This is a genomic window from Streptomyces sp. NPDC048389, from assembly GCF_040706335.1.
In the GTDB taxonomy this organism is placed as follows: domain Bacteria; phylum Actinomycetota; class Actinomycetes; order Streptomycetales; family Streptomycetaceae; genus Streptomyces.
Map to the genome: position 1 here is coordinate 39,276 of NZ_JBEZKP010000027.1, position 25,773 is coordinate 65,048.

25 protein-coding genes and 1 pseudogene are annotated in these 25,773 nt (G+C 71.1%); 16 read left to right on the top strand and 10 right to left on the bottom strand.

Annotated features, from left to right (window positions below; all coding sequences use genetic code 11):
- Positions 1–5: 5 nt before the first annotated feature.
- Positions 6–368 carry a DsrE family protein gene (locus AB0903_RS19670; protein ID WP_366704425.1) on the top strand — a complete coding sequence of 121 codons (363 nt, stop codon included), beginning with the start codon at positions 6–8 and terminating at the stop codon, positions 366–368.
- A gap of 90 nt (positions 369–458) precedes the next feature.
- Here AB0903_RS19670 and AB0903_RS19675 read toward each other — a convergent pair whose 3' ends face one another.
- From AB0903_RS19675 to AB0903_RS19710, 8 genes and pseudogenes are all read right to left on the bottom strand, one after another.
- Positions 459–725: a DUF3099 domain-containing protein gene (locus AB0903_RS19675; RefSeq protein ID WP_366704427.1), complete on the bottom strand. Its 267-nt coding sequence runs from the start codon at positions 723–725 to the stop codon at positions 459–461.
- Positions 726–813: 88 nt separating this feature from the next.
- On the bottom strand, positions 814–1,101 hold the full coding sequence (locus tag AB0903_RS19680) for a DUF1416 domain-containing protein (protein ID WP_100107898.1): 288 nt from the start codon (positions 1,099–1,101) through the stop codon (positions 814–816).
- A gap of 39 nt (positions 1,102–1,140) precedes the next feature.
- Positions 1,141–1,980 carry a sulfurtransferase gene (locus AB0903_RS19685; protein WP_366704429.1) on the bottom strand — a complete coding sequence of 280 codons (840 nt, stop codon included), beginning with the start codon at positions 1,978–1,980 and terminating at the stop codon, positions 1,141–1,143.
- A 147-nt stretch (positions 1,981–2,127) separates the two neighbouring features.
- Complete coding sequence (locus tag AB0903_RS19690; RefSeq protein ID WP_353850233.1) at positions 2,128–2,211, bottom strand: Ms5788A family Cys-rich leader peptide; 84 nt, start codon at positions 2,209–2,211, stop codon at positions 2,128–2,130.
- A 238-nt stretch (positions 2,212–2,449) separates the two neighbouring features.
- The gene (locus AB0903_RS19695; protein WP_366704431.1) at positions 2,450–3,142 is read right to left on the bottom strand and encodes a DUF2993 domain-containing protein; all 693 of its coding nucleotides are present in this window, start codon (positions 3,140–3,142) and stop codon (positions 2,450–2,452) included.
- Positions 3,143–3,269: 127 nt separating this feature from the next.
- A complete protein-coding gene (locus AB0903_RS19700; protein ID WP_366704432.1) occupies positions 3,270–4,610 on the bottom strand; it encodes a hypothetical protein in 1,341 nt (446 codons plus the stop codon).
- Between the two features lie 10 nt (positions 4,611–4,620).
- On the bottom strand, positions 4,621–4,875 hold the full coding sequence (locus AB0903_RS19705; protein WP_366704434.1) for a MoaD/ThiS family protein: 255 nt from the start codon (positions 4,873–4,875) through the stop codon (positions 4,621–4,623).
- Between the two features lie 194 nt (positions 4,876–5,069).
- Positions 5,070–5,698, bottom strand: a pseudogene (locus tag AB0903_RS19710) (alpha/beta hydrolase); the annotation flags it as partial.
- A 338-nt stretch (positions 5,699–6,036) separates the two neighbouring features.
- Here AB0903_RS19710 and AB0903_RS19715 point away from each other — a divergent pair.
- The 6 genes from AB0903_RS19715 (at position 6,037) to AB0903_RS19740 (ending at position 11,909) form a co-directional block, all read left to right on the top strand.
- A complete protein-coding gene (locus tag AB0903_RS19715; RefSeq protein ID WP_366704436.1) occupies positions 6,037–6,816 on the top strand; it encodes a response regulator transcription factor in 780 nt (259 codons plus the stop codon).
- A 23-nt stretch (positions 6,817–6,839) separates the two neighbouring features.
- Positions 6,840–7,871 (top strand): LacI family DNA-binding transcriptional regulator, encoded by a 1,032-nt coding sequence (locus AB0903_RS19720; RefSeq protein WP_366704438.1) that lies wholly within the window; start codon positions 6,840–6,842, stop codon positions 7,869–7,871.
- A gap of 310 nt (positions 7,872–8,181) precedes the next feature.
- Positions 8,182–9,201, top strand: coding sequence for a trypsin-like peptidase domain-containing protein (locus AB0903_RS19725; RefSeq protein ID WP_366704440.1), 1,020 nt, complete (start codon positions 8,182–8,184; stop codon positions 9,199–9,201).
- A gap of 20 nt (positions 9,202–9,221) precedes the next feature.
- Complete coding sequence (locus AB0903_RS19730; protein WP_366704442.1) at positions 9,222–9,941, top strand: response regulator transcription factor; 720 nt, start codon at positions 9,222–9,224, stop codon at positions 9,939–9,941.
- 4 nt (positions 9,942–9,945) lie between these two features.
- Entirely contained in the window at positions 9,946–11,406 is a 1,461-nt protein-coding gene (locus AB0903_RS19735; RefSeq protein WP_366704444.1) for a HAMP domain-containing sensor histidine kinase, read from the top strand.
- Between the two features lie 50 nt (positions 11,407–11,456).
- A complete protein-coding gene (locus AB0903_RS19740; RefSeq protein WP_366704446.1) occupies positions 11,457–11,909 on the top strand; it encodes a hypothetical protein in 453 nt (150 codons plus the stop codon).
- Between the two features lie 123 nt (positions 11,910–12,032).
- Here the strand turns inward: AB0903_RS19740 and AB0903_RS19745 are convergent, their stop codons facing one another.
- Together AB0903_RS19745 and AB0903_RS19750 are read right to left on the bottom strand one after the other, a co-directional pair.
- The gene (locus AB0903_RS19745; protein WP_366704448.1) at positions 12,033–12,905 is read right to left on the bottom strand and encodes a phosphatidylinositol-specific phospholipase C; all 873 of its coding nucleotides are present in this window, start codon (positions 12,903–12,905) and stop codon (positions 12,033–12,035) included.
- A gap of 242 nt (positions 12,906–13,147) precedes the next feature.
- A complete protein-coding gene (locus tag AB0903_RS19750; protein ID WP_366704450.1) occupies positions 13,148–14,980 on the bottom strand; it encodes a bifunctional metallophosphatase/5'-nucleotidase in 1,833 nt (610 codons plus the stop codon).
- Between the two features lie 244 nt (positions 14,981–15,224).
- Here AB0903_RS19750 and mshD point away from each other — a divergent pair, with 244 nt between their 5' ends.
- From mshD to pstB, 9 genes are all read left to right on the top strand, one after another.
- Positions 15,225–16,148, top strand: coding sequence for a mycothiol synthase (gene mshD, locus AB0903_RS19755; RefSeq protein WP_366704452.1), 924 nt, complete (start codon positions 15,225–15,227; stop codon positions 16,146–16,148).
- Between the two features lie 265 nt (positions 16,149–16,413).
- Positions 16,414–16,575 (top strand): hypothetical protein, encoded by a 162-nt coding sequence (locus AB0903_RS19760; RefSeq protein ID WP_366704454.1) that lies wholly within the window; start codon positions 16,414–16,416, stop codon positions 16,573–16,575.
- Positions 16,576–17,113: 538 nt separating this feature from the next.
- Positions 17,114–19,345: an RNA degradosome polyphosphate kinase gene (locus AB0903_RS19765; protein WP_366704456.1), complete on the top strand. Its 2,232-nt coding sequence runs from the start codon at positions 17,114–17,116 to the stop codon at positions 19,343–19,345.
- Positions 19,332–20,858, top strand: coding sequence for a CHAD domain-containing protein (locus AB0903_RS19770; RefSeq protein WP_366704458.1), 1,527 nt, complete (start codon positions 19,332–19,334; stop codon positions 20,856–20,858). The genes AB0903_RS19765 and AB0903_RS19770 overlap by 14 nt, the downstream gene beginning before the upstream one ends.
- Positions 20,855–21,274 carry an NUDIX hydrolase gene (locus AB0903_RS19775; RefSeq protein WP_366704460.1) on the top strand — a complete coding sequence of 140 codons (420 nt, stop codon included), beginning with the start codon at positions 20,855–20,857 and terminating at the stop codon, positions 21,272–21,274. The genes AB0903_RS19770 and AB0903_RS19775 overlap by 4 nt, the downstream gene beginning before the upstream one ends.
- 254 nt (positions 21,275–21,528) lie before the next feature.
- Positions 21,529–22,665 (top strand): phosphate ABC transporter substrate-binding protein PstS, encoded by a 1,137-nt coding sequence (pstS, locus tag AB0903_RS19780; RefSeq protein ID WP_366704462.1) that lies wholly within the window; start codon positions 21,529–21,531, stop codon positions 22,663–22,665.
- Between the two features lie 90 nt (positions 22,666–22,755).
- Positions 22,756–23,754 carry a phosphate ABC transporter permease subunit PstC gene (gene pstC / locus AB0903_RS19785; RefSeq protein WP_366704464.1) on the top strand — a complete coding sequence of 333 codons (999 nt, stop codon included), beginning with the start codon at positions 22,756–22,758 and terminating at the stop codon, positions 23,752–23,754.
- Complete coding sequence (gene pstA / locus AB0903_RS19790; RefSeq protein ID WP_366704466.1) at positions 23,751–24,824, top strand: phosphate ABC transporter permease PstA; 1,074 nt, start codon at positions 23,751–23,753, stop codon at positions 24,822–24,824. The genes pstC and pstA overlap by 4 nt, the downstream gene beginning before the upstream one ends.
- Before the next feature lie 7 nt (positions 24,825–24,831).
- Positions 24,832–25,608: a phosphate ABC transporter ATP-binding protein PstB gene (gene pstB / locus AB0903_RS19795; protein WP_366704468.1), complete on the top strand. Its 777-nt coding sequence runs from the start codon at positions 24,832–24,834 to the stop codon at positions 25,606–25,608.
- Positions 25,609–25,773 lie beyond the last annotated feature (165 nt).

The window sequence follows — 25,773 nt, forward strand, 5'->3', positions numbered from 1 at the left end:
GGCATATGGCGAACAAGCTCGTGATCAAGGTGACCGCCGGTGCCGACGCACCTGAGCGCTGCTCCCAGGCGTTCACGGTCGCGGCCGTGGCCGCGGCCAGCGGCGTGGAGGTGTCGCTGTGGCTGACCGGGGAGTCCGCGTGGTTCGCGCTGCCCGGACGCGCGGCCGAGTTCGAGCTGCCGCACGCCGCGCCGCTGCCGGACCTCATCGAGTCGATCCGGGCGAGCGGACTCATCACCCTGTGCACCCAGTGCGCGGCGCGCCGGGACATCACGGAGGAGGACGTCCTCGAGGGAGTACGGATCGCGGGCGCGCAGGTGTTCGTCAGCGAGATCATGCCGGAGGGCGTACAGGCCCTCGTCTACTGACGCGACCGGACGCCGGCACGGCCGGCTCTCGACGCGGCCGGCCACTGGCCCGGCCCGCTACCGCTCCGGCAGGGCTACCGGTCCGGTCGGCTACTGGTCCGGTCGGCGGCGTTTGCCGTCGAGTTCGTCCCACCACGCGTCGGACTCCGGGTCACCGGAGGGGTCGTCCCACCAGCGGTCTTCGGGGCCCCGCCGGTTGGCGACCACCGCGGCGACCGGCGGGACGACCATGGCGACCAGGCACATGGCGACGGCGACCGGCACGGACCAGAGCCGCACGACGGCCCAGGCGGAGACGAAGAGGACGAGGCATCCGCCCATCATCAGCAAGTAGTTGCGGCGCCGTCGCGCGTACATGCTCTCAGCGTACGACCGAAGGACCGCACCTCGTTCCCGGTAAGCGTCCAACCCCCAGGAGGTGCGGCCCTTCGGCCGGTCAACGGACTCAGACGGCGATCGCGACCTCGGCGAGGCCGCCCGTCTGCGCGACGACCGTACGGTCCGCCGTCGCGCCGGGGACGAGGGCGCGCACGGTCCACGTGCCCTCTGCCGCGTAGAAGCGGAACTGTCCGGTCGCGGAGGTCGGGACCTCCGCGGTGAACTCGCCGGTCGAGTCCAGCAGACGGACGTAGCCCGTCACCGGCTCGCCGTCGCGGGTCACCTGACCCTGGATCGTGGTCTCACCGGGCTTGATCGTCGAGGCGTCGGGGCCGCCGGCCTGCGCTCCACACATGCTGTTCTCCTAGGGAAGAGGGAAGGAAGGTCTGGCGGGTTACTTGTTGGCGCCGAGCTCGATCGGCACGCCGACGAGGGAGCCGTACTCGGTCCACGAGCCGTCGTAGTTCTTGACGTTCTCCTGGCCGAGGAGCTCGTGCAGGACGAACCAGGTCAGCGCGGAACGCTCGCCGATGCGGCAGTAGGCGATGGTGTCCTTCGACAGATCGACCTGCTCGGCCTCGTAGAGGGCCTTGAGCTCCTCGTCGGACTTGAAGGTGCCGTCGTCGTTGGCGTTCTTGGACCACGGGATGTTGCGGGCGCTGGGCACGTGGCCCGGGCGCTGCGACTGCTCCTGCGGGAGGTGCGCCGGGGCGAGCAGCTTGCCGCTGAACTCGTCGGGCGAACGCACGTCGACCAGGTTCCGGGTGCCGATCGCGGCGACGACGTCGTCGCGGAAGGCGCGGATGGAGGCGTCCTGCGGCTTGGCCTTGTACTCCGTCGCCTCACGGACCGGCACCTCGGCGACCAGGTCGCGGGAGTCGAGCTCCCACTTCTTGCGGCCGCCGTCGAGGAGGCGGACGTCGCTGTGGCCGTAGAGCTTGAAGTACCAGAAGGCGTAGGAGGCGAACCAGTTGTTGTTGCCGCCGTAGAGGACGACGGTCGAGTCGTTCGCGATGCCCTTGGCCGACAGGAGCTTCTCGAAGCCCTCCTGGTCGATGAAGTCGCGGCGGACCGGGTCCTGGAGGTCCTTGGTCCAGTCGATCCGGATCGCGTTCGTGATGTGGTTCTTGTCGTACGCCGAGGTGTCCTCGTCGACCTCGACGATGACGACCTTCGGGTCGTCGATGTGGGCCTCGACCCAGTCGGCGTCTACCAGGACGTCGCTGCGGCTCATGATGGTTCTCCTCCGGGGCAGTGTGCGGCGGTGGTGCGCGAGGGGTTGTGCGCAAGAGGTGTGCGAGTACGCGGAAGCGCGTCGATCAGCACGGTGCGGCCCCGACGAACGGTCGAAGGGCCAGGGGATACGGGGCGGTGCTCCCGCTCAGACGGGGCGACAGAGCATGGCGGCGACGCGGCACAGGTCGACTGCCCGCCGCTTCGTGAGATCCGCCTGTCGCTGCTTCATGGGACCGATCGTAGGGACGAGTCGGGCACCGTGTCACCGGCGTGTCGTATATTGAGACGCGATCGTCCACATTTCGATACGAGAGGGGCTGCACGGGCCCCGGGACCAGCAACGGGAGTGACCTGCGCCACTCAGCCTTCTGCCCAGCGGACTGAGCCGTCTCACCATGCGGCCGGTGGACACGCCGAGGTGCCCCGGCGCAGGCCCGGACCGCGGACACCCGCGGCGCTCCGGTGCCTCAGCCCGCCAGGGAGACGTCCTTGCCGGTGACCGTGATGGCCACACCCTCCGGCGTGGCCTCGACCTTCTCCAGCATCAGGCCCGCCGGCAGCCCGCCCAGCTTCCGGTCGAAGTCCGTCTTCTTGCGGATCTCGCCCTCGAGCCCGGGAATCCCTTCGCCCGGCACCTTGACGGCACGCACCCTGATCGTGTCCCCACCGACGATGCTCACCGTGGACACGACACTGCGGGTGATCTTTCCGAGCAGGGGCAGCGTGACGGACCCGGTCACCTTCACCTTGCCGTTCTCGCCGTAGGCGACGGTGACATCGTCGTCGGCGGCCTTCGTCAGGTCCGCGTAGGTGATCCGGGCGGTGCCCTCCGCCCGCTCGGCGGTCGCGGTCGAGTACCCCTCGCCCACCCGGACGTCGAACAGGTCCGCGGTCATCTCATCGATCCGCACCGGCCGGCCCGCCGCCCTGGTCTCTATGCCGGTGAGCTTGATCTCGACCTCGTCGAACTCCTTGGACAGCGCCTGCGTCAGGAACGGGAAGCCCTTGATGGACACGTCCGTCGAGTCGGCCGACCCCTCCTGGACCTTGATCCGGTCCGAAGCCTCCGACTCCGCCATGTTGACGGCGATCCGGTCGGCCACGACGAAGAGACCACCGAGAACGACGGCAATGACGAGCAGTATTCGCAGTGCACGCATGTGCTCGGTGTCCCCCACCCTGTCTGACCACGGACGTCCGTCGCCTGAACGAGTCCGGACGGCACCTGCGTAATGCTCGACGCCCGGCGGACGCCGATGGTTCCGAACCTGCCCGCAGGGCCCGCGGCTATGCGAGCGCGCGGCCGATCAGATACACCGCCGGAGCCGCCGCCGTGAGGGGAAGCGCCACGCCCGCCGTCAGGTGGACGAAGCGGGAGGGGTAGTCGTAGCTCGCGACGCGCAGGCCGATCAGCGCGCACCCGCCGGCCGCGAGGCCCAGCAGGGCACCGTCCGCGCCCATGCCGGTGAGCCCGCCGGCCGCGATGCCGGCCCCGGCGGCGGCCGACAGGGACAGCGCGACGGACACGACACCGCCCAGCGGCAGCGCTCGGGCGAGGACGGCCACGGCGACGGCGACCGCGCCGACGACCACCGCGTCGTCGGCGGCCGCGAGATGACCGGCCGCGAGGATGGCGAACGCCGCGGAGGCGACCGTCGCCATCAACCCGTACATCCGTTCGTCGGCCCCCGCGCGGCTGCGCAGCTGGAGGACGAGCGTGAGCAGCACCCACACCCCGAGCGCGCCGATGATCGCGGCGGCTGCGTTCCCGTCGCCCGCGGCGAGCAGCGCGACGTCGGCGGCGAGACCGCCGAGGAAGGCGAGGGCGATGCCCTGGCGGGCGGGCCACATGCCGTTGAGCCGGAACCAGCCCGCAGCCGTGACGGCCTGGAGCAGCACCAGCGGCACCAGCAGCGCGTACGGCCCGACGGCCGCGCCGCCGGCGAGCAGCAGAGCCAGCGCGGCGGTCAGCCCGGCAGGCTGCATGCCCGGCGCGATGATCGGCGAGCGCCCTTCGGCGCGAGCGCGCTGCGCGTCGGTGATCCGGGCGTTGCCGCCGACCGTGGTCGGGCTGTAGCCGGCGGCCACGGGCCCCGCCTCGGGCGCCGCGTACGCCGGCCCGCCGGGCTCGGGAGCCGCCGGCGGCAGCGGCTGCCCCGCCGTGACGGGCGGCAGGTACGCGGTCTCCTCCGCGGCGGGACCGGAGTGCGCGTGCGCCGCCGCGGGAGGCGCGGGCTGCCCGTACGCCGAATCGCCCGGAACCTGCCCGTACGCCGAGTCAGGCGCGGGGTTCCCGTACGCCATGTCCCTGGGGAACGCGGGCTGCCCGTACGCCGGGTCCGGCACGGCATTCCCGTACGCCGGGTCCGGCACGGCATCCCCGTACGCCGGACCGGTCGCAGCCGGCGCGGGCTGCCCGTATGCCGCCGGGGTGCCCGGCGCGGGCTGCTCCCGTCGCACGGTCGGCTGGTACTGGGTGTCCCAGGTGTCGCCCTGCCAGGTCTGCGCCGCGTCGTCGGCGGAGGCGGAGGCGGAGTCCGGCGGCGGCTGCCCGTACGGGTCCTCGTAGGGCGCCGGATGCGCCGGGTACGGCCGCTGCCCGTACGGGTACTGCTGATCGCTGCTCATGCTGTGCGGTTCACCCTCCTGCGAACGGCGGAAGCACCTCGACCGTGCCGCCCTCGGCAAGGTGTACGGTCTCATGACTCCGGGTGCCGACAGGGGCACCGTCAACGAGGAACGAACACCGCTGCAGTACGCGCGTCAGCTCCCCCGGATGCCGCTCACGGACCGTGTCCAGCGCCGCCGCGAGCGTCTCCGCCGCGTACGGCTCCTCCGCGACACCGGCCGCCGCCTTGGCCGCGGCCCAGTAGCGGATGGTTCCCGCTGCCATAGCGGCACTCCTCTCGTTCGTGTGCGCGCCGGTCACCATGATGGTCCATCCGGCGGTGAGCCAGTCCCTCCAGGCTGCGCAGCAGCGGCTCGACCGCCGCGTTCTCCGCGTGCCCATGCCCGGCTCCAGCCGCAGCTCGGCCGCCCCGTCTGCGGGGCGGCGCCCGGCATGCGCGGGTGGCCGAGCGGGAGGTGCGGGTGGCCGAGCGGGAAGTGCGGATCGCCGTCGCCGTGCACGATCAGCAGCGGCGCCGGCGCGATCAGCGGCAGGGACTCCACGGGGGACAGCGGCACCGGACCCCGGTCCGGATGGCGGATACGGGTAGGAACCCGAACCGGCCGACGAACCGGCCCGCGGGCCGTGCGACGACCCGGTGCAGCCGCCGCATCGGCGCCGTACCACGGTAGTACCAGCGGGCGGGGTCGCTCACCGCGACGACGGCGTCCGTAGGCGCCTCGGTGCGCCCCTCGTGCTTCTGTGAGCCGTGCAGCACCGCGTGCCGAAGCGGGACCGATCCCCCTCCCCCACAGCTTCGGCGTGGGAGGCACCCCCCAGCATCCGACCGTCTCCACCCGCCGGAGCCCGAGGGAGCGCGCCCACTCGACGGCCGCCGCCCAGGTCCGACCCTCCCGGTCGCCCACGGTGGACCGCCCGCCGGACCTGCCGTGTCCACGGAACGAGAAGGTCACGACCGCCGCGTACCGCGTGAAGGTCCGCGCGGCGCGGCGCACCGAGGGCCGGTCCACCGGCCGGTGAAACGGTGTGCGACGACGATCGCGGTGTCCGTCGGACCGGTCGTGCACGGCTCGGAAAGCGCCGCGATCCGGACCCCGTCCGATGTCACCGGAGTTGCGCGCCGAGGTCCGGAAGTGATCCTTCATACGTCCACAATGTGAAAACGGCCCTCTCCTACGGAACTCATGTGGGCTATTGTGCTTGGCAGAGGATCCGGGCAATGCAGCCCCCGGGTCCTTTTGTGTTTTCCGGCCGTTGTTACAGGCTGGTGAACAAAGCCTCACAAAGGCTCTCGGGCGCGAGAGCCACCGTACGAAGCAGTGCACGTCCTCGCAGGGACCGAGGAGGAACCGACGTCATGGACGAGCGACCCGACGAGCCAGGCCGACCCGCCGAACGCAGGACGAACAGGGCAGGTGAGAGGCGATGAGCTCTCTGCTGCTCCTCACCAACGCACTCCAGCCGTCGACGGAGGTGCTCCCCGCTCTCGGACTGCTCCTGCACAACGTACGGGTGGCCCCCGCCGAAGGGCCCGCCCTCGTGGACACCCCCGGGGCCGACGTGATCCTCGTCGACGGCCGCCGCGACCTGCCGCAGGTGCGATCGCTGTGCCAGCTGCTGCGGTCCACCGGACTCGGCAGCCCGCTGATCCTCGTCGTCACCGAGGGCGGCCTCGCGGCGGTCACCGCCGACTGGGGCATCGACGACGTGCTCCTCGACACGGCGGGACCCGCCGAGGTCGAGGCGCGGCTGCGGCTCGCGACGGGCCGCCGGCAGATCACCTCCGACGACTCCCCGATGGAGATCCGCAACGGCGACCTGTCGGTCGACGAGGCGACGTACAGCGCGAAACTCAAGGGCCGGGTCCTGGACCTGACCTTCAAGGAGTTCGAACTGCTCAAATACCTCGCTCAGCACCCCGGCCGCGTTTTCACCCGGGCGCAGCTGCTCCAGGAAGTCTGGGGCTACGACTACTTCGGCGGTACGCGCACGGTCGACGTCCATGTGCGACGGCTGCGCGCGAAGCTCGGCCCGGAGCACGAGTCGCTCATCGGCACCGTCCGGAACGTCGGCTACCGGTTCGTCGCTCCGGAGAAGGTCGAACGTGCGGCCGAGGAGGCCAAGGCGAAGGCGGCGGAGGTCGTAGCCCGTACGGAGGAGGGCGCCGACGTCGAGGAAGCAGCCGTACGCCCTGCCCAGCGGTAGGTCACCACGCGTAGACTTCGCGCGTGGCCAAGGTGACGCGGGACGATGTGGCGAGACTGGCGGGGACTTCGACCGCGGTCGTCAGCTATGTCATCAACAACGGACCCCGGCCGGTCGCCCCGGCCACGCGCGAGCGGGTACTCGCAGCGATCAAAGAGCTGGGGTACCGGCCCGACCGGGTGGCCCAGGCGATGGCGTCCCGGCGCACCGACCTCATAGGCATGATCGTGCCCGACGCCCGGCAGCCGTTCTTCGCGGAAATGGCACACGCGGTCGAACAGGCGGCGGCGGAGCGCGGCAAGATGGTCCTCGTCGGCAATTCCGACTACCGCGACGAGCGCGAGGTCCACTACCTGCGGGCCTTCCTCGGGATGCGGGTCTCGGGACTGATCCTGGTCAGCCAGGGCATGAGCGAGCGGGCCGCTGCGGAGATCGAGGCATGGGACGCGCGGATCGTGCTTCTGCACGAGCGCCCGGAGGCGATCGACGACGTCGCGGTCGTGACGGACGACATCGGGGGCGCGCAGCTCGCCACCCGCCATCTGCTGGAGCACGGCCACGCATACGTCGCCTGCCTCGGCGGCGTCGAGTCCACGCCGTCGGTCGGCGACCCGGTCGCCGACCACGTCGAGGGCTGGCGGCGGGCGATGCTCGAGTCCGGACGGTCGGTCGAGGGCCGGCTCTTCCAGGCGCCGTACAACCGGTACGACGCGTACCAGGTCGCGCTGAAGCTGCTGGCCGGCCCGGACCGGCCGCCGGCGATCTTCTGCTCCACGGACGACCAGGCGTTCGGTGTGCTGCGGGCGGCGCGTGAGCTGCGGATCGACGTGCCCGGTGAGCTGGCGGTGGCCGGCTTCGACGACGTCAAGGAAGCCGCGCTGACGGACCCGCCGCTGACCACGATCTCCTCCGACCGCCCGGCGATGGCCCGTGCCGCGGTCGACCTGGTCCTTGACGACGGACTCCGGGTGATGGGATCCCGTCGCGAACGCGTGAAGCTCTTCCCTTCGGGCCTGGTCATCCGCCGCTCCTGCGGCTGCGGCACGCCGACGTAGCGCGGAGCACGGGACGCGGCGCGGAGCACAGCACGCGGCGCGGAGCACAGCACGCAACACGGAGCACAGCACGCGGCGCGGAGCACGGGACACAGCCCCGCGCACAGGACGGTACGGAGCGCGGCGGGCGAGCTGAGGCCGACGCGCCAAGCGCGGTACGGAGCCCGGGGGCTGCCCCCGGGGCGAGGGAGGGAAGCAGCCGCCGCGGGCGCCGCACCCCGCCCGCCCTTATATGGGACATACACGGTTCTGCCGGACTTCTCAGCGCCGCCTCAGGCTGTTCTCATCTACGCCCACGACAGTCGTTCCCATGACGAACCACTACCCGCCACCGCCCCCGCCCTACTACCCGCCCGCGCCCGCCGCACCCACCCCGCACCGTGCCAGGGCCAAGCGGCCCGTCGCTCTGATCGCCGCCGTCGCGATCGTCGCCGCGGCCATCGGCGGCGGCGCCTCCGCCCTGGTCGGCGAGCTCGTCGGAGACGCCGGTGGCAGCAGCGGCGGCGGCTCCGTCGCGACCGGAACCAACGTCTCGCAGAGCAGCAAGGGGACCGTCGCCGGCGTCGCCCAGGCCGTCTCGCCGAGCATCGTCGAGATCAGCGCCACGTCGAGCACAGGCCAGTCGACAGGCTCCGGCGTGATCATCACGTCGGACGGCGAGGTCGTCACCAACAACCACGTGATCTCCGGCGCCTCGACCATCAAGGTCCGGCTCAGCGACGGCAAGACGTACGAGGCGGACGTCCTCGGCACGGACCCCGCCAAGGACCTCGCCCTGGTCAAGCTCCGGAACGCGTCCGGGCTGAAGGCCGCCTCGCTCGGTGACTCGAGCAAGGTCGAGGTCGGCGACGAGGTCGTCGCGATCGGTTCACCCGAGGGCCTCACCGGCACGGTGACGAGCGGTATCGTCTCCGCGCTCGACCGGGACGTCACCGTGGCCAAGGACGAGGAGCAGCAGCCGCAGCAGGACCCGCGCCAGGGCTGGCCATTCGAGTTCGGCGGGCAGCAGTTCAACGGCGACACCGGCGACTCGACGACCACGTACAAGGCCATCCAGACCGACGCCTCCCTCAATCCCGGCAACTCCGGCGGCGCCCTGATCAACATGAACGGCGAGATCATCGGCATCAACTCCGCCATGTACTCCCCGAGCGCCGCCACCGGCGCCACCGCGGGCAGTGTCGGCCTCGGCTTCGCGATCCCGGTCAACACCGTCAAGGCCGACCTGGACACCCTCCGCTCCGGTGGCAGCGGCAGCGGTACCGGCAGCGACGACAACGGCAATGGCAACGGCAACGGCAGCAGCATCAGCAACACCGACGGCAACTGAGCGCATGCGAGGCTTGGCCCATGACTGAAGGCGAGCGCGAGCGCATCCTGATCGTCGACGACGAGCCCGCCGTGCGCGAGGCGTTGCGGCGATCCCTGGCGTTCGAGGGGTACGACACCCGGGTCGCCGTCGACGGCATCGACGCGCTCGCCGGGGCCGAGTCGTACGCGCCCGACCTGATCGTCCTCGACATCCAGATGCCCCGCATGGACGGTCTGACCGCGGCCCGCCGGTTGCGGGGGCGGGGATCGACGGTGCCGATCCTGATGCTCACGGCCCGCGACACCGTCGGCGACCGGGTCACCGGTCTCGACGCCGGCGCGGACGACTACCTGGTGAAGCCGTTCGAACTCGATGAGCTGTTCGCCCGTATCCGCGCACTGCTGCGGCGCAGCTCGTACGCCGCGGCGGCCGGCACGGAGACGGCGGAGGACCACGTGCTGGCCTTCGCCGACCTGCGGATGGACCTCGCGACACGGGAGGTCACCCGCGGTGCGCGCCGGGTGGAGCTGACCCGTACCGAGTTCACCCTGCTGGAGCTCTTTCTCGCGCACCCGCGTCAGGTGCTCACGCGCGAGCAGATCCTGAAGTCCGTCTGGGGCTTCGACTTCGAACCGAGCTCCAACTCCCTGGACGTGTACGTCATGTATCTGCGGCGCAAGACGGAGGCGGCCGGCGAGCCGCGGCTGGTCCACACCGTGCGCGGCGTGGGGTACGCGCTGCGGACCGGACCGGAGTGACCTCGTGACGAACAGGTTCCGCGTACTGCCCCTGCGGTCCCGGCTGGCGCTGCTGGTGGCCACGGCGGTGACGGTCGCGGTCGCCGCCGTCTCGACGGTGTGCTGGTTCGTCGTACACGACAAGTTGTACGACGCGGTGGACGACAAGCTGCTGACCAGGAGCGAGACCCTGGACCTGCGGGCCGTGAGCGTCGCGGCAACGCTGCGCAGCTGCCCGCAGACAGCCGCGCCGCCGGACCAGTTCGCCCCGCCACGCGACTACTACTTCCAACTGGTGCGGGCCGGCGAGGAACGGCCCTGTGTCTTCCCCGCAGACTCGGTCGGAACGGTGCACGTCGAGGAGAGCGACCGGCAGGTCGCACGGCGGGCGGATCCGGAGGTCCTGAACTACCGCGACGGCACGGACACCGACGGGGAGCCCGTACGCGTGCTGACCGTCGCCGCGTCCGTGGACGCGGGCAACGCGGTCGTCCGGGACACCGCGCTGATGATCGGCGTACCGCTCGGCGACACCGAGCGCACCCTGAACGACCTGGCCCTGCTGCTGCTCGCCGTGTCGGGCATCGGCGTGGTGGGCGCGGGGGCCGCCGGGCTGGCCGTGGCACGCACCGGCCTGCGCCCCGTCGACCGGCTCACGGGCGCCGTCGAACACGTCGCCCGTACGGAGGATCTGAGCGTGCGCATCCCCGTCGACGGGGAGGACGAGATCGCCCGGCTGTCCCGGTCGTTCAATGCGATGACCGCCGCGCTCGCCTCGTCGCGCGATCTGCAGAAGCAGCTGATCGCGGACGCGGGCCACGAGCTGCGCACCCCGCTGACGTCGTTGCGTACGAACATCGAGCTGCTCGCCCGCAGCGAGGAGACCGGCCGGGCGATCCCGGCGGACGACCGGCGGGCGTTGCTGGACTCGGTCAAGGCGCAGATGACCGAACTGGCGGCGCTCATCGGTGATCTGCAGGAGCTGTCCCGGCCGGACGTGGGCGCGAGCGGCCGGGTGCAAGTGGTAGCGCTGCACGAGATCGCGCGGACCGCTCTGGACCGGGCACGGCTGCGCGGACCCGAGCTGACCTTCACGGCGGCGCTGGAGCCCTGGTACGTGCGGGCCGATCACGCCGCGCTGGAGCGTGCACTGGTGAACATCCTGGACAACGCGGTGAAGTTCTCGCCGCCCGGCGGTGAGGTCGAGGTGGGCCTGAGGGCGGGTGAGCTGTCGGTGCGTGACCACGGGCCGGGTATCCCGCCGGAGGAACTGCCGCATGTCTTCGAGCGGTTCTGGCGCTCGCCGTCCGCCCGGTCGCTGCCCGGTTCGGGGCTCGGGCTGTCGATCGTGGCCCGTACGGTCCGGGAGGCCGGCGGCGAGGCCGTGCTGATGCCCGCCGAGGGCGGTGGCACCCGGGTCGTGGTCCGGCTGCCGGGCGCGGCGACCCCGCCCCCGTCCATCCCTGACGGAGCCCCCTGCCCCTGACGGAGACCCCTGAGACACACCGTCCCGGGCGGCCCGCTACGGTCGTGTACATGCAACCGCAGCAGCCCTACCAGGCTCCCGTCCCGCCGCCCCCGCCCGTGCCTCCCGCCGCGCAGGCCCGCAGCAGGGGCCCGCTGGTGACCGCTCTGCTCGTCGGGCTTCTGGTGGGCGGCGGAGCCGTGGGCGCGGCCTGGGCGCTGACCGGCGGCACGTCGGGCGCGGGCGGGACGAGCGCCGCCGACGACGCCCGGGGCGCGTGCGACGCGCTGGCCGGCTTCGACGAGTCGAAGTACACGGCAGAGGGCGACGAGGGGCTGATCGCGCTCAACCGGTGGACCGGAGCCGTGACGCTGTCGGCCGCGGCGGCCATGGGTGACTCCTCGTACCAGCCGCTCGCGGACGCCCTCCAGCGTGCGAGCGATCGCCATATGCAGGTCTTCGAGTTCGACGACCGGGCCAAGAAGGACCTGGCCACAGCGCGCGAGATCTGCGCGGACCTCTGACCTTCCCCCGCTGCCCTGCCCTTGTCTCTCCCCTGCCCCTGTCTCTCCCCTGCCTTTCCTCTCGCCTCCCCGCCTCGCCCTCCCCTCTCCCCCTCTCCTCGTCTCGCCTCGCCACCCCTCCTCTCAGCCGTTGTGCCGGACGAGTGAGTCGACCAGTCCGGCCCGGGTGTTCGGGAAGTCCGTCGCGACGATGCCGAGACCACGCCAGCCGCTCGTCTCCGGGCCATCGAGGAATTCGTGGACGCGCGGATTGAGGTCGTCGGAGTTCCAGCGCGGCGGGAGATACGCGGACGTACTCACATAGTTGACGAACAGCTTGCCCGGCTGCTGAACCGCCTTGCGGAAATGCGCCTCGATCTTCGGGTACTTGTCCCAGGGCGGAGCGTTCCAGTCGTCCTGGATGTCGAACAGCGCGCCGTCCGCGTAACGGACACCCGGCAGACCGCCGTTGTCGCCGAGCAGCACCACCCGCCCGCGCGCCTCTCCCAGCGCCGGTATGCCCTGACCGATCCGGAACAGCGGACGCCAGCCGCGGTTGTCGAGGTAATCGTCGAAGATCGCGCGGAAGGTGGCGTCGCTGTCCTGCGAGTACTCCTGCTTGACACGCATCAGCACCGTCTCCGACGGGTGCGCGGCGAGGAAGTTCCAGCACGCGACGAGGACGTCGCCGAACATCATGTTCTGGTACGACGGGCCGTGGTGGATGGCGAACGAGCCGCCGGTGACCCGGCACCGGACGTCGAGGAAGCGGATACCACTGTCGAGCTGCTCCGCGATGGTGGTGTTCTGGCACTCGCTCCACAGCCCGCCGAAGCGGGCGCCCGAGTCGTGCGTGCCGGGGATCGTCAGTCGCTGCAGGGGGGTCGAGTCGGCAGCCCCGGCCATCCAGTCCTGGGCGGACAGGGGGCGGCGCGGTGCGGCGGCGGCGTGGGGGGCGCCGCTGAGGACGGTGGCGGACAGAGCCGCAGCGCCCACGAGGAATCTCCGTCGGTCCATGGCGCGGAGTATGACGCGAGCACGACAACACACGCCAGGGTCCGGACGCGGAACGGTCCGCGAGGCTCTGGACCGGCCGAAAACCACCCCCGGGAACGCGGACGGGGCGGCAGGCCACCGGCCCACCGCCCCGTCCGCTCCCCTCCTACTGCGTGGCGTCTACTACGTGGCGTCTGCTCCGCGACGCCTACTGCGTGACGCCTGCAGCGTGGCGTCTGCAGCGTGGTGTGTACTGCTCACACCTACTGCACGACCGTGATCCGGTCGGCCTTCGGCGGCGCGATCGGCGCCTCGGCCGAGGAGTTGCCCGCCAGGTAGGCGTTGAAGACGTCCAGGTCGGAAGCGCCCACCAGCTTGTTGGTGTGCTCCTTCAGGACCGGGAAACCGTCACCGCCGCCCGCGAGGAACTCGTTCATCGCGACGCGGTAGCTCTTCGACGGGTCGATCGCCTCGCCGTTCAGCTTCACCGAGTCCACGACGATCCGGTCGGCACCGGTCTTCGTCAGGTCCAGGGTGTAGGTGAAGCCCTCGGACACCTGAAGAATCTTCGGCGACGCCTCGTTCGGGCCGCTGACCTGCTGCTGGAGCGCGGTGATCAACTGAGCGCCGGTCAGGTCGACGACGTTCATCATGTTGGTGAACGGCTGGACCGTGTATGCCTCGCCGTACGTCACCACACCGTCGCCCTCGCTGCCCGACGCCTTGTAGACCAGGTCCGAGCGGATGCCCCCCGGGTTCATCAGCGCCAGCTGCGCACCGCCCTTGTCGGCCGGGGCGAGGCCCGCGAGCTGTGCGTCCGCGATCAGGTTGCCGAGCGGCTTCTCCGGGGTGGTGGCGCCACGGCCGTTGATGTCCGCGGAGATGAAGCCCTGAGGACGGTTCGCGATCGGCTCGACCAGCTCCTTCCAGCGCGCGATCAGGTCCGTCATGTCCTGCGCCTTGGGCTGGTCACGGCTGACCACATGGTTGGCGGACTTCACCGACGTGCGCACGATGTCCTTGGTGCGGCGGTCGTAGGTGAGCGTGGTGTCCGTGTAGAGCTTGCCGTACGAGGACGCCGAGGTGACCATGCGCGGCTTCCCGGACGGGTCCGGGATGGTGCACACGTACGCCTGGTGGGTGTGGCCGGTGACCAGCGCGTCGACCCGGGGCGTGATGTTCTTGGCGATCTCCGCGATCGGGCCGGAGATGCCGTCGCCCACACCCGGAGAGTCGCAGTCGTAGTTGTACGACGTCGAGGCCGGCGAACCGCCCTCGTGGATGAGCGCGACGATCGACTTCACGCCCTTGCGGTCCAGCTCACGGGCGTACTTGTTGATCGTCTCGACCTCGTCGTGGAACTTCAGGCCCTTGATGCCGTTGGCGCTGACGATGTCGGCGGTCCCCTCGAGGGTCACACCGATGAAGCCGATCCTGACGCCGTTCTTCTTCCAGACGGTGTACGGCTTCAGGATCGGCTTGCCCGTCGACTCCTTGGTGACGTTGGCCGCGAGGTAGGGGAAGTCCGCGCCTTCGAACTCCTTGCCCTCCTCGTAGCAGCCGTCGACCGGGTGGCAGCCGCCGTTCTGCAGACGGGCCAGTTCGACCGCGCCCTCGTCGAACTCGTGGTTGCCCACGCCCGCCACATCGAGGTCGAGCTTGTTCAGCGCCTCGATCGTCGGTTCGTCGTGGAAGAGCCCGGACAGCAGCGGGCTCGCGCCCACCATGTCACCGGCCGCGGCGGTGACGGAGTACCGGCTGCCCTTGCGCGCCTCGCGCAGCGAGGTCGCCAGGTACTCGACGCCGCCGGCCGGGATCGACTTGACCGTGCCGTCGTGCTGGAGTTCGGAGACGTGGCCGGCGGAACCGGTCGGCGGCTCCAGGTTGCCGTGCAGGTCGTTGAAGGAGAGCAGCTGCACATCGACGGTACGGCCGTGCCCGTACCCGTGCCCGTGCCCGGGGACCGAACGGTCGCCGCCGGCCGCACCGGCCGGCAGGGCGGCGACGAGCGCGCCGACGGTCGCGAGCCCGGCGGCGGCCGCGAGAAGGCGCCGGCTCCGTCGGGACGCGCGGTGGTTGGGAGGTGTCGCTGACATCTGTCCCCTTGTCAGTTCCAGCGTGATGTGAGGGTCGAGCGGCAGCTTAGAGTCAACGCGCGTAGCGCGACAGGGGGATGCAGGTTACGACCTGGTTGCCGTGTTCCACCAACGGGCGAATTGCCGCTCATCGCCCGCACGACTGCCATACCGGCACATAAACCACCGTCATGCCGCCGACGACGTGGCGACCGCGGCACCCGAGAACCCCTGAGCGGCGGCGGCTCCGCCGTACCCTCGAAGCATGACGATCGACGCAGTGATTCCGGGGCCCGGCCGCCAGATCCAGTCCCTCGACGAACTCACCTCCGAGCAGGCCGACGCCGTGCTGGACGTCCTCGCGGAGGCTGCACGGTCCGACGGGATGCAGGCCGTCTCCGAGCAGGGGCGGCTCCAGCTGCGCGGCGGGCGGCGTGAGGGCGTACGGCACTTCCTCCTCACCGTCGGCGACCAGCTCGTCGGCTACGCCCAGCTGGAGGACACCGACCCCGTCGAGGCACCCGCCGCCGAACTCGTCGTACACCCGGGTCACCGCGGACGCGGGCACGGGCGCGCGCTGGGCACGACGGTCCTTGACGCCTCGGGCAAGCGGCTGCGGATGTGGGCGCACGGCGGCAAGTCCGCCGCCCGGCACATGGCTCAGGTTCTCGGGCTGACGCTCTTCCGCGAACTGCGGCAGCTGCGCCGCCCCTTGAGCTCCGAAGGCACCGCCGAGCCGGTCTACCCGTCCGGCGTCACCGTGCGCACCTTCGTCCCCGGCCAGGACGACGCCGCCTGGCTCGCGGTGAACTCCGCCGCCTTCGCCCACCACCCCGAGCAGGGCTCCCTGACCCAGCGGGACCTCGACGACCGCAAGGCCGAGCCGTGGTTCGACCCGAAGGGCTTCTTCCTGGCCGAGCGGGACGGGGAGATCATCGGGTTCCACTGGACGAAGGTGCACGCGGAGGAACAGCTCGGCGAGGTGTACGTCCTCGGCATCCACCCCGACGCCCAGGGCGGCGGCCTCGGCAAGGCCCTCACCGCGACGGGCCTGCGCCACCTCGCCGCGCAGGGACTGCCCACCGCCATGCTCTACGTCGACGCCGACAACCCGGCAGCGCTGCGGGTGTACGAGCGGATGGGGTTCGTGACGCACGAGGTGGACCTGATGTACCGCACGGAGTCCTGAGCCCCGCAGGCACGAAGGGGGCCTCCGTCGACACGGCCGCGTCGCCTCGCCGGCGCGACGGAGGACCTGGTGTCCGCCCACACCCTGCTCACCGGGCCGGTCGGCGACCTTCCCGACGACGGCACAATCGTCGAGTCGCGCGCGACGGGCCGTCAGCTGACCGTGCCGGTACGAGGGTCCGGCGCGATCGGCGGACCGCGGTCGTCCATGGCGGAGCCCACCGCCGAGGCCCGGTACTGCTCACGCCGAGCGCGGAGCTGCGGGCGTGAGTGCCCTCACCGCCGCCCGTCCACGGCTGCGCTTCGCCACCCGGATCGTCGTCCGGCAGTACTGCCGCGTCCCGACCAGCATGGTCGTGCTGCCGGCGGCCGCCTCGACGGTCGGGACGTGCGGGCAGCGGATCGTCTACAAGGCGACGCCGCCGTAGAGCAACGAGGGCAGTGGCCTCTTCACACGGTTCACCGACCGGGGCTCGCCGCCGTCGCACACGGTTCACCGACCGGGGCTCGCCGCCGTCGCACACGGTTCACCGACCGGGGCTCGCCGCCGTCGCCGAGTACGGGGCATGCCTCGCCCGGCACGACGCGGTCGGCCGCTACCCGGACCACAACCCCGACTCGCACCTCTGGCCGCCCAGGCTCGTCGAGACCGGCATCGTCCTCGTCCTCGCCGTGGCCGCCTGCGCCGCCTGCGCCGCCTGCGCCGCCTGCGCCGCCTGCGCCGCCTTCCGGATCTTCCGGCGCCGCGCCCGAGGAGCCCGCAAGGCCGCGCACGGCCCCCGGATCGCCCCTGGGGGTCTCTTCGCGCTTTCCCTCACGTCATGTCCTTGTTACCCGGCATTCAGACGCCCTTGCGACCCTCGCTCAATGCAGCCTGCTGTGCCAGCCTCACCGAACGGCAGAAAACCTCTCGCTCCGGCCCTTTCCGACACGCCGGTGACGCCCCACGCGCGGAACAATGGGCTCATGAGCCAGCAGCCCGCCGAGGTCCCGGTCCAGCACCACCAGCCGTCCGTCGCTTCCATAGCCGCGCACCGGCCGCACGCCGTCGCCGCCACGGTCTCCGATCTCGAACCCGACCTCGACTCGGATCTCGACTCCTACGAGGAGGACCCCGAGTACGCGTACGGCTCCGAGCTGCCCCAGGGGCGGTTTCAGGACCGGGAGCGCAGCTGGCTCGCGTTCAACGAGCGGGTCCTCGAACTCGCGGAGGACCCGGCCACGCCCCTGCTCGAGCGTGCCAACTTCCTCGCGATCTTCGCGTCCAACCTGGACGAGTTCTTCATGGTCCGGGTCGCCGGACTGAAGCGCCGGATCGCGACCGGTGTCGCCACCCGTTCGGCATCCGGTCTGCAGCCCCGCGAGGTCCTCGACCTGATCTGGACCCGTTCGCGCGAGCTCATGGCCCGGCATGCCGCCTGCTACCAGCAGGACATCGCCCCGGCCCTGGCCGACGAGGGCGTCCACCTCATCCGCTGGCCCGACCTCACGGAGAAGGAGCAGGCCCGCCTCTTCACGCTCTTCCGCCAGCAGATCTTCCCGGTCCTGACCCCGCTGGCCGTGGACCCCGCGCACCCCTTCCCGTACATCTCGGGGCTCTCGCTCAACCTCGCGGTCGTCGTGCGCAACCCGGTCAGCGGCCACCGCCACTTCGCCCGGGTCAAGGTCCCGCCGCTGCTCTCCCGCTTCCTGGAAGCCTCGCCGCAGCGGTACGTACCGCTGGAGGACGTCATCGCGGCGCACCTCGAAGAGCTGTTCCCCGGCATGGAGGTGCTGGCGCACCACATGTTCCGGGTGACCCGGAACGAGGACCTGGAGGTGGAGGAGGACGACGCGGAGAACCTCCTCAAGGCGCTGGAGAAGGAGCTCATGCGGCGCCGCTTCGGCCCGCCGGTGCGCCTGGAGGTCGAGGAGTCGATCGACCCGTACGTGCTCGACCTGCTGGTGCGCGAGCTGAAGGTGTCCGACGCCGAGGTGTACCCGCTGCCCGGGCCGCTGGACCTGACCGGCCTGTTCGGCATCTCGGCGCTGGACCGGCCGGAGCTGAAGTTCCCCAAGTACGTCGCCGGCACCCACCGTGACATCTCGGAGGTCGAGTCCGCGTCGGCGCCCGACATCTTCATGGCGCTGCGCGAACGGGACGTGCTGCTGCACCACCCGTACGACTCCTTCTCGACGTCCGTCCAGGCGTTTCTGGAGCAGGCCGCGGCCGACCCGGACGTCCTCGCGATCAAGCAGACCCTGTACCGGACCTCCGGCGACTCCCCGATAGTCGACGCGCTGACCGACGCCGCCGAGTCGGGCAAGCAGGTCCTCGTCCTCGTCGAGATCAAGGCCCGCTTCGACGAGCAGGCCAACATCAAGTGGGCGCGCAAGCTGGAGGAGTCCGGCTGCCACGTCGTCTACGGGCTCGTCGGGCTGAAGACCCACTGCAAGCTGTCGCTCGTCGTCCGGCAGGAGGGCGAGACGCTGCGGCGCTACTCGCACGTCGGCACGGGCAACTACCACCCGAAGACCGCGCGGCTCTACGAGGACCTGGGGCTGCTCACCGCGGACCCGCAGGTCGGCGCGGACCTCTCGGACCTGTTCAACCGGCTGTCCGGCTACTCGCGCCGCGAGACGTACCGGCGGCTGCTGGTCGCGCCCAAGTCACTGCGGGACGGGCTGATCTCCCGGATAAACAAGGAGATCGTCCACCACCGGGCCGGGCGTCCCGCGTACGTCCGCATCAAGGTCAACTCGATGGTGGACGAGGCGATCATCGACGCCTGCTACCGGGCGGCGATGGCGGGCGTCCCGGTCGACATCTGGGTCCGCGGCATCTGCGCGATACGGCCGGGCGTGGCCGGCCTCTCGGAGAACGTCCGCGTCCGTTCGATCCTCGGCCGCTTCCTCGAGCACTCCCGGGTCTTCTCCTTCGGCAACGGCGGCGAGCCGGAGGTGTGGTTCGGCAGCGCCGACATGATGCACAGGAACCTCGATCGCCGGATCGAGGCGCTGGTACGGGTCACCGACCCGGGCCACCGCGCGGCTCTCACCAGGCTGCTGGAGACCGGCATGTCCGACACCACGTCCTCCTGGCACCTCGGCCCGGACGGCGCGTGGACGCGGCATGCGGCGGACTCCGACGGCCAGCCGCTGCGGAACGTACAGGAGATGCTCATAGACGCCCGGAGGCGCCGGCGTGCACAGCCCTGAATTCCCCCGGCCGGTCACCGCCCCGGACGGCACCTTCGCCGGGACGGCGGGCGAGGCGGTGGCCCACTACCTCCACGACCAGGCCGCCGACTTCCTGCGCAGCCTGCGCCGGCACGGTGAGAGCGGCGCGGAGACCGCGGCGGTCGCGGAGTCGGCCCGCGCGCTGCGGACCGCGTCCCGCCGCATCGGCGGGACGCTGCACACGTTCCGCCCGCTGCTGGACGCGGCATGGGCGGACGGCCTGCGTACGGAACTGGCGTGGCTGTCGACGACACTGGCCGAGGAACACGCCTGCATGTCCCGGCTGTCCCGCCTGCTGGACGCCTTGTCCCGCCTATCGGGCACATCACCGCTCCCCCCGGCCCGCGGCGAGACCCGCCCGCTGCGTGAACCGGCCGGGGCGACCGCAGGACCCACGGCTGATCCCGGCTCCACGACGGGCGCCACGGCGACCGGTACGGCGACGGGTGCGAAGACGGGTACGGCAGCCGGTACGGCGACCGCGGGGCCCACGGCTGGTCCCGGCCCCATGACGGGCACCGCGGCGACCGGTACGGCGGCCGCGGCACCAGTGGCTGGTACCGCTACCGGCACGGACGCGGTGATGCGCACGGCGGCCACGGCATCGGGTGCGGGTACGGCGGCGGGGTCGTCCACGGCGGGCAACCTGTCCGCGGCATCCTCCGCCGGCGCGAGCTCCGCGGCGGGCCTTGCCGCCACCGCGGCGAGCGGCGCAGCGGACGCCAAGCCCGGGGCGGGCGCCGAGCGTGCGAGGCAGGCCGAGCCCGCCACCGGTGCACCAGGACGCGCCGCCGGTGCACCCGAGCCCGCCACCGGTGCACCAGCACGCGTCGGCGGCAAGGCCGGGGGCAGCGCGCTGGCCGTGGGCGCCGCGCGGGCCCGGGCGCTGCTGGAGCGCCGGCTCACGCTCGCCCGGACACGCGCCCACTCCGCCGCGCTCCAGGCGCTCGGGTCCTCCCGCTTCCACGCGGTCGCGGACGCCGTCGCCTTACTGGCCTCCGAGCTCCCGCTCGGTCCCGCGGCCGCCGGGCCCGCCGCAGAAACGCTCGCACTGCCCGCCCAGGCCGCCGAGCGGCGGCTGCTGGCAGCGGTCGCCGAACTGCCGCTGGGCAGGGCGGCCCACCCGTACAACGCCGAAGCGCTCTTCAGCGGCCTCGCAGCCGCCTCCGCCGGTGAGGCGCAGGACGCGCCCTGGCACGAAGTCCGCAGGCTGCTGCGGCTGCACCGCTACGCGCAAGAGGTGCTGCGCCCTGGCGCGGACCCGGTCCTGTGCCACGCCGGGCTTCTGCTCGACCGGCACCACGACGCCGCCGAAGCCGCCGCCGCGGCAGCGGCCGCCGCCCGCACGCCGCGTATCGCCCCGGCCACGGCGTACGCCCTCGGAGTCCTCCATGCCGACCAGCGGCACGAGGTCGAGGCGGCCAGGTTCGCCTTCCAGCAGGAATGGCGCCACGCCACGGACCGCGCCACGAAGGCGGCCACCGCGCCATGAACGGCGAGGACACCGTGCTCGCCGCGGGGTGCGTGCTCTGGCGCCGCTCCCCGCATCGGCACGAGGGTCTTGAGATCTGCCTCGTGCACCGGCCGAAGTACGACGACTGGTCCCATCCGAAGGGCAAGCTGAAGCGCGGCGAGGACATGCTCGCCGCCGCTCTGCGCGAGGTGCTGGAGGAGACCGGCCACCGCTGCGTTCCCGGCGCCCGGCTGCCCACGTGCCGCTACCTGGCACACGGTCGGCCCAAGCAGGTCGCCTACTGGGCCGCCGAAGCGACCACCGGCTGCTTCGCCGCGGGCGAGGAGGTCGACCGCATCGTCTGGCTGCCGCCGCCCGCGGCGCGCGAGAGGCTCACTCAGCCCCGCGACCGCGAGCTCGTTGACGCTCTGCTTCAGGCACTGCACACGACGTAACGTTGTGGAGTGTGCGAAATGCCCTCTCTGCCCGATTGACACCTTCTCGGATCCGCGGACCATGTCTCCGGACGGATGAAGTGGGGCTGGACACCGGGTCGCCGGTCACGGTTCACCTTGCGTTCACCCTCTCCCGTCGGCCGCTTCATCTCATCTGCCTAGTTTCGGCCTCAGACGGTGACCGGCACAGTGCAGGTCCCTCCACCCCGACGCACGCCGCCACCGACGGCGGCAACTGGAAGGAACACCAGAAAGTGAAGCTTCAGCGCAAGACCGGGCTTCGCGCCACCGCGCTCGGCGCCCTCGCGATCTCCGGCGCCCTGGTCCTCACGGCGTGTGGTTCGGACGACAACACGGGCGCCACCGCCGACGGCGGCGACAAGACCAGCGCCGCGTCGAACATCAAGTGCGACGAGGCCAAGGGCCAGATCCTCGCGGCCGGCTCGACCGCCCAGAAGAACGCCATGGACCTGTGGGTCAAGAACTTCCAGGCGGCCTGCTCCGGCGTCGAGGTCAACTACCAGGCCATCGGCTCCGGCGGCGGCATCACCAAGTTCACCCAGGGCCAGGTCGCCTTCGCCGGCTCCGACTCCGCGCTGAAGCCGGAGGAGGTCGAGGAGTCGAAGAAGATCTGCAAGGGCGGCCAGGGCATCAACCTGCCCATGGTCGGCGGTCCCGTCGCGATCGGCTACAACCTGGACGGCGTGGACGACCTCGTCCTCGACTCCACCACGCTCGCGAAGATCTTCGACTCGAAGATCAAGAAGTGGAACGACCCGGCGATCGCCAAGCTCAACCCCGACGCGAAGCTGCCGGATGCCGCGATCCAGGCGTTCCACCGCTCCGACGAGTCGGGTACCACGCAGAACCTGCACAAGTACCTCAGCGAGGCCGCCCCGTCCGACTGGAAGCACGACCCCAAGTCGAAGTCGTGGCTGGCCCCCGGTGGCCAGGCCGCCAACGGCTCCTCCGGTGTCGCCGCCCAGGTGAAGCAGACCCAGGGCTCGATCGGCTACTTCGAGCTGTCGTACGCGACCTCCCAGTCGATCTCCACCGTCAAGCTCGACACCGGCGCCGCCACCCCGGTCGCGGCGACCAGCGAGAACTCCTCCAAGGCCATCGCCGCCGGCAAGATCAAGGGCACCGGCAAGGACCTTGCGCTGTCCCTCGACTACACGACCAAGGCCGAGGGCGCCTACCCGATCATCCTCGTGACGTACGAGATCGCCTGCGACAAGGGCAACAAGGCGGAGACCCTGCCGACGCTGAAGGCTTTCCTCAACTACGCCGTCAGTGACGAGGGCCAGAAGGTCCTCACGGACGCCGACTACGCGCCGCTGCCCGCCGAGATCGCGGCCAAGGTCCGCGAGATCGTCCCCACCCTGTCCTGATGTCCGGCCGGGGCCGGTCCGCACGGACCGGCCCCGGCATCCGGTGCACCGCCGCCTGGAGCCCGAGGGCTCCGCAGACCGGAGACCCCGATGGATACAGCAACAACCACCACATCGCCCCCGCCACCCGGTGCGCCGGCCGCAGATCGCTCCATGCGCGGCAAGCCGCGCCCCGGTGACCGCGTTTTCCTGGGCATGTCCCGGGGGGCCGGTATCACCCTTCTGGTGATCATGGCCGCGATCGCGGGATTCCTCGCGTACCGCGCCGGGATCGCCATCTCGAAGAACGAGGCGAACTTCCTCACCACGTCCGAGTGGAACCCGGCCGGCGATCCGCCGGTCTTCGGCATCGCCGTCCTCGCCTTCGGCACGATAGTCAGCTCGGTCATCGCCATGGTCATCGCCGTGCCGATCGCCATCGGCATCGCGCTGTTCATCTCGCACTACGCGCCGCGGAAGGTCGCTTCCCCGCTCGCCTACGTCGTCGACCTGCTCGCCGCCGTGCCCAGCATCATCTACGGCCTCTGGGGCGCCCTCTTCCTCGTCCCCCACCTCGACGGCCTGAACCGCTGGCTCGACGAGTACTTCGGCTGGACGTACATCTTCGACAAGACGGGCGAGGGCGTCGCCCGGAACCTGTTCACCGTGGGCATCCTGCTCGCGATCATGATCCTGCCGATCATCACCAACGTCACCCGTGAGGTCTTCCTCCAGGTACCGAAGATGCACGAAGAGGCCGCCCTGGCGCTCGGTGCCACCCGCTGGGAGGTCATCCGCATGTCGGTGCTGCCCTTCGGCCGCTCCGGCATCATCAGCGCCTCCATGCTGGGCCTGGGCCGCGCCCTCGGCGAGACGATGGCGGTCGCCGTCGTCCTGTCACCCAGCTTCATCATCTCGGGGCACCTGCTGGACCCGGGCGGCGGCACGTTCGCGCAGAACATCGCCGCGAAGTTCAACGAGGCGGACACCTTCGGCCGTGACGCGCTGATCGCCTCCGGTCTCGTCCTGTTCGTGATCACCCTGCTGGTCAACGGCGCGGCACGCATGATCATCGCCCGCCGCAAGGAGTACTCGGGGGCCAACGCATGAGCCAGCTCGTCAAGGACGCGCCGCCGGTGGCCGCGGTGCGCACCGGCTCCCTCTCCCACGCCCGCCTCCCGCGCTGGGCCCCGGCCGGCATCGCCGCCGGCTCGATCGCAGCGGGCTGCGGCATCGGCCTGGCCGCCGGCTGGCACAGCCGCGTCCAGTGGGGCATGATCGCCGCCCTGCTCTTCGTCCTCGCCACCTACGTGATCACCACCAAGGTCGAGAACTCCCGCCAGGCCAAGGACCGCGTCGCCACCAGCCTCGTCTGGGTGTGCTTCGTCCTGGCCGTCGTGCCGCTGTTCTCGCTGGCCTGGGTCACCCTCAGCGAGGGCATGGGCGTCGTCGACGGCTACTTCCTCACCCACTCCATGAACGGCGTCCTCGACGTCCAGCCCGGCGGCGGCATCTACCACGCGCTGCTCGGCACGATCGAGCAGGTTTTCATCGCCGCGGTGATCGCCGCCCCGATCGGCCTGCTCACCGCGATCTACCTGGTCGAGTACGGACGCGGCAAGCTGGCCAAGGCCGTCACCTTCTTCGTCGACGTCATGACCGGCATCCCCTCGATCGTGGCGGGCCTGTTCGTCCTCGCCACCTGGAACCTGATGCTGGGCTTCGGCCCCTCCGGCTTCGCCGGCGGACTCGCCCTCGCCATCCTGATGATGCCGGTGGTCGTCCGCTCCACCGAGGAAATGCTGAAGCTGGTCCCGAACGAGCTGCGCGAGGCATCCCTCGCCCTGGGCGTACCGAAGTGGCGGACCATCCTGAAGGTGGTCCTGCCCACCGCCATCGGCGGCATCACCACCGGTGTGATGCTCGCCGTCGCGCGGGTCACCGGTGAGACCGCCCCGGTACTGCTCCTCGTTTTCGGCACGAGGCTGATCAACCCGAACCCGTTCGAAGGCGCCCAGTCCTCACTGCCGCTCTACGTGTACGAGCAGTACGCGGTCGGCACCGACGCCTCGATCGCGCGCGCCTGGGGCGCCGCCCTGGTCCTGATCGCCTTCGTCATGATCCTCAACCTGGTGGCCCGCGGCATCGCCCGCTGGAAGGCCCCGAAGACCGGAAAGTAGAACCACCATGGCCAAGCGAATCGATGTATCCGGCCTGACCGCCTACTACGGCTCCCACAAGGCGATCGACGACATCTCGATGACCGTCGAGCCCCGCTCCGTGACGGCCTTCATCGGCCCGTCCGGCTGCGGCAAGTCCACCTTCCTGCGCACCCTCAACCGCATGCACGAGGTCACCCCCGGCGGCCGCGTCGAGGGCAAGGTCCTGCTGGACGACGAGGACCTGTACGGATCGCACGTCGACCCGGTCGCCGTGCGGCGCACCGTCGGCATGGTCTTCCAGCGTCCGAATCCCTTCCCGACCATGTCGATCTTCGACAACGTCGCGGCGGGCCTGCGGCTGAACGGCTCGTACAACAAGAAGCAGCTGGCGGAGGTCGTCGAGCGCTCCCTCAAGGGCGCGAACCTCTGGAACGAGGTCAAGGACCGCCTCCACAAGCCCGGCTCGGGCCTGTCCGGCGGCCAGCAGCAGCGCCTGTGCATCGCCCGCGCGATCGCGGTCGAGCCCGACGTGCTGCTGATGGACGAGCCCTGCTCGGCGCTCGACCCGATCTCGACCCTCGCGATCGAGGACCTGATCGGCGAGCTGAAGGAGCGCTTCACGATCGTCATCGTGACGCACAACATGCAGCAGGCGGCACGCGTCTCCGACCGCACGGCCTTCTTCAACCTCTCGGCCGTCGGCCAGCCCGGCAAGCTGATCGAGATCGACGACACCGAGCGGATCTTCGCCAACCCGTCCGTCCAGGCGACCGAGGACTACATCTCGGGCCGCTTCGGATAAGACGTCTGCGGGTGCTGCATGGCGGTGCCACCCGCAGGACGACGGGCCCGCCCCTCTCCCAGGGGGCGGGCCCACCCATTTCCCTGGCGCGGGCCCACCCATTACCCGTGGGCGGGCATTACCCGTGGGCGGGCGCCACGATCTCCCGGGCGCGGAGGCACGATC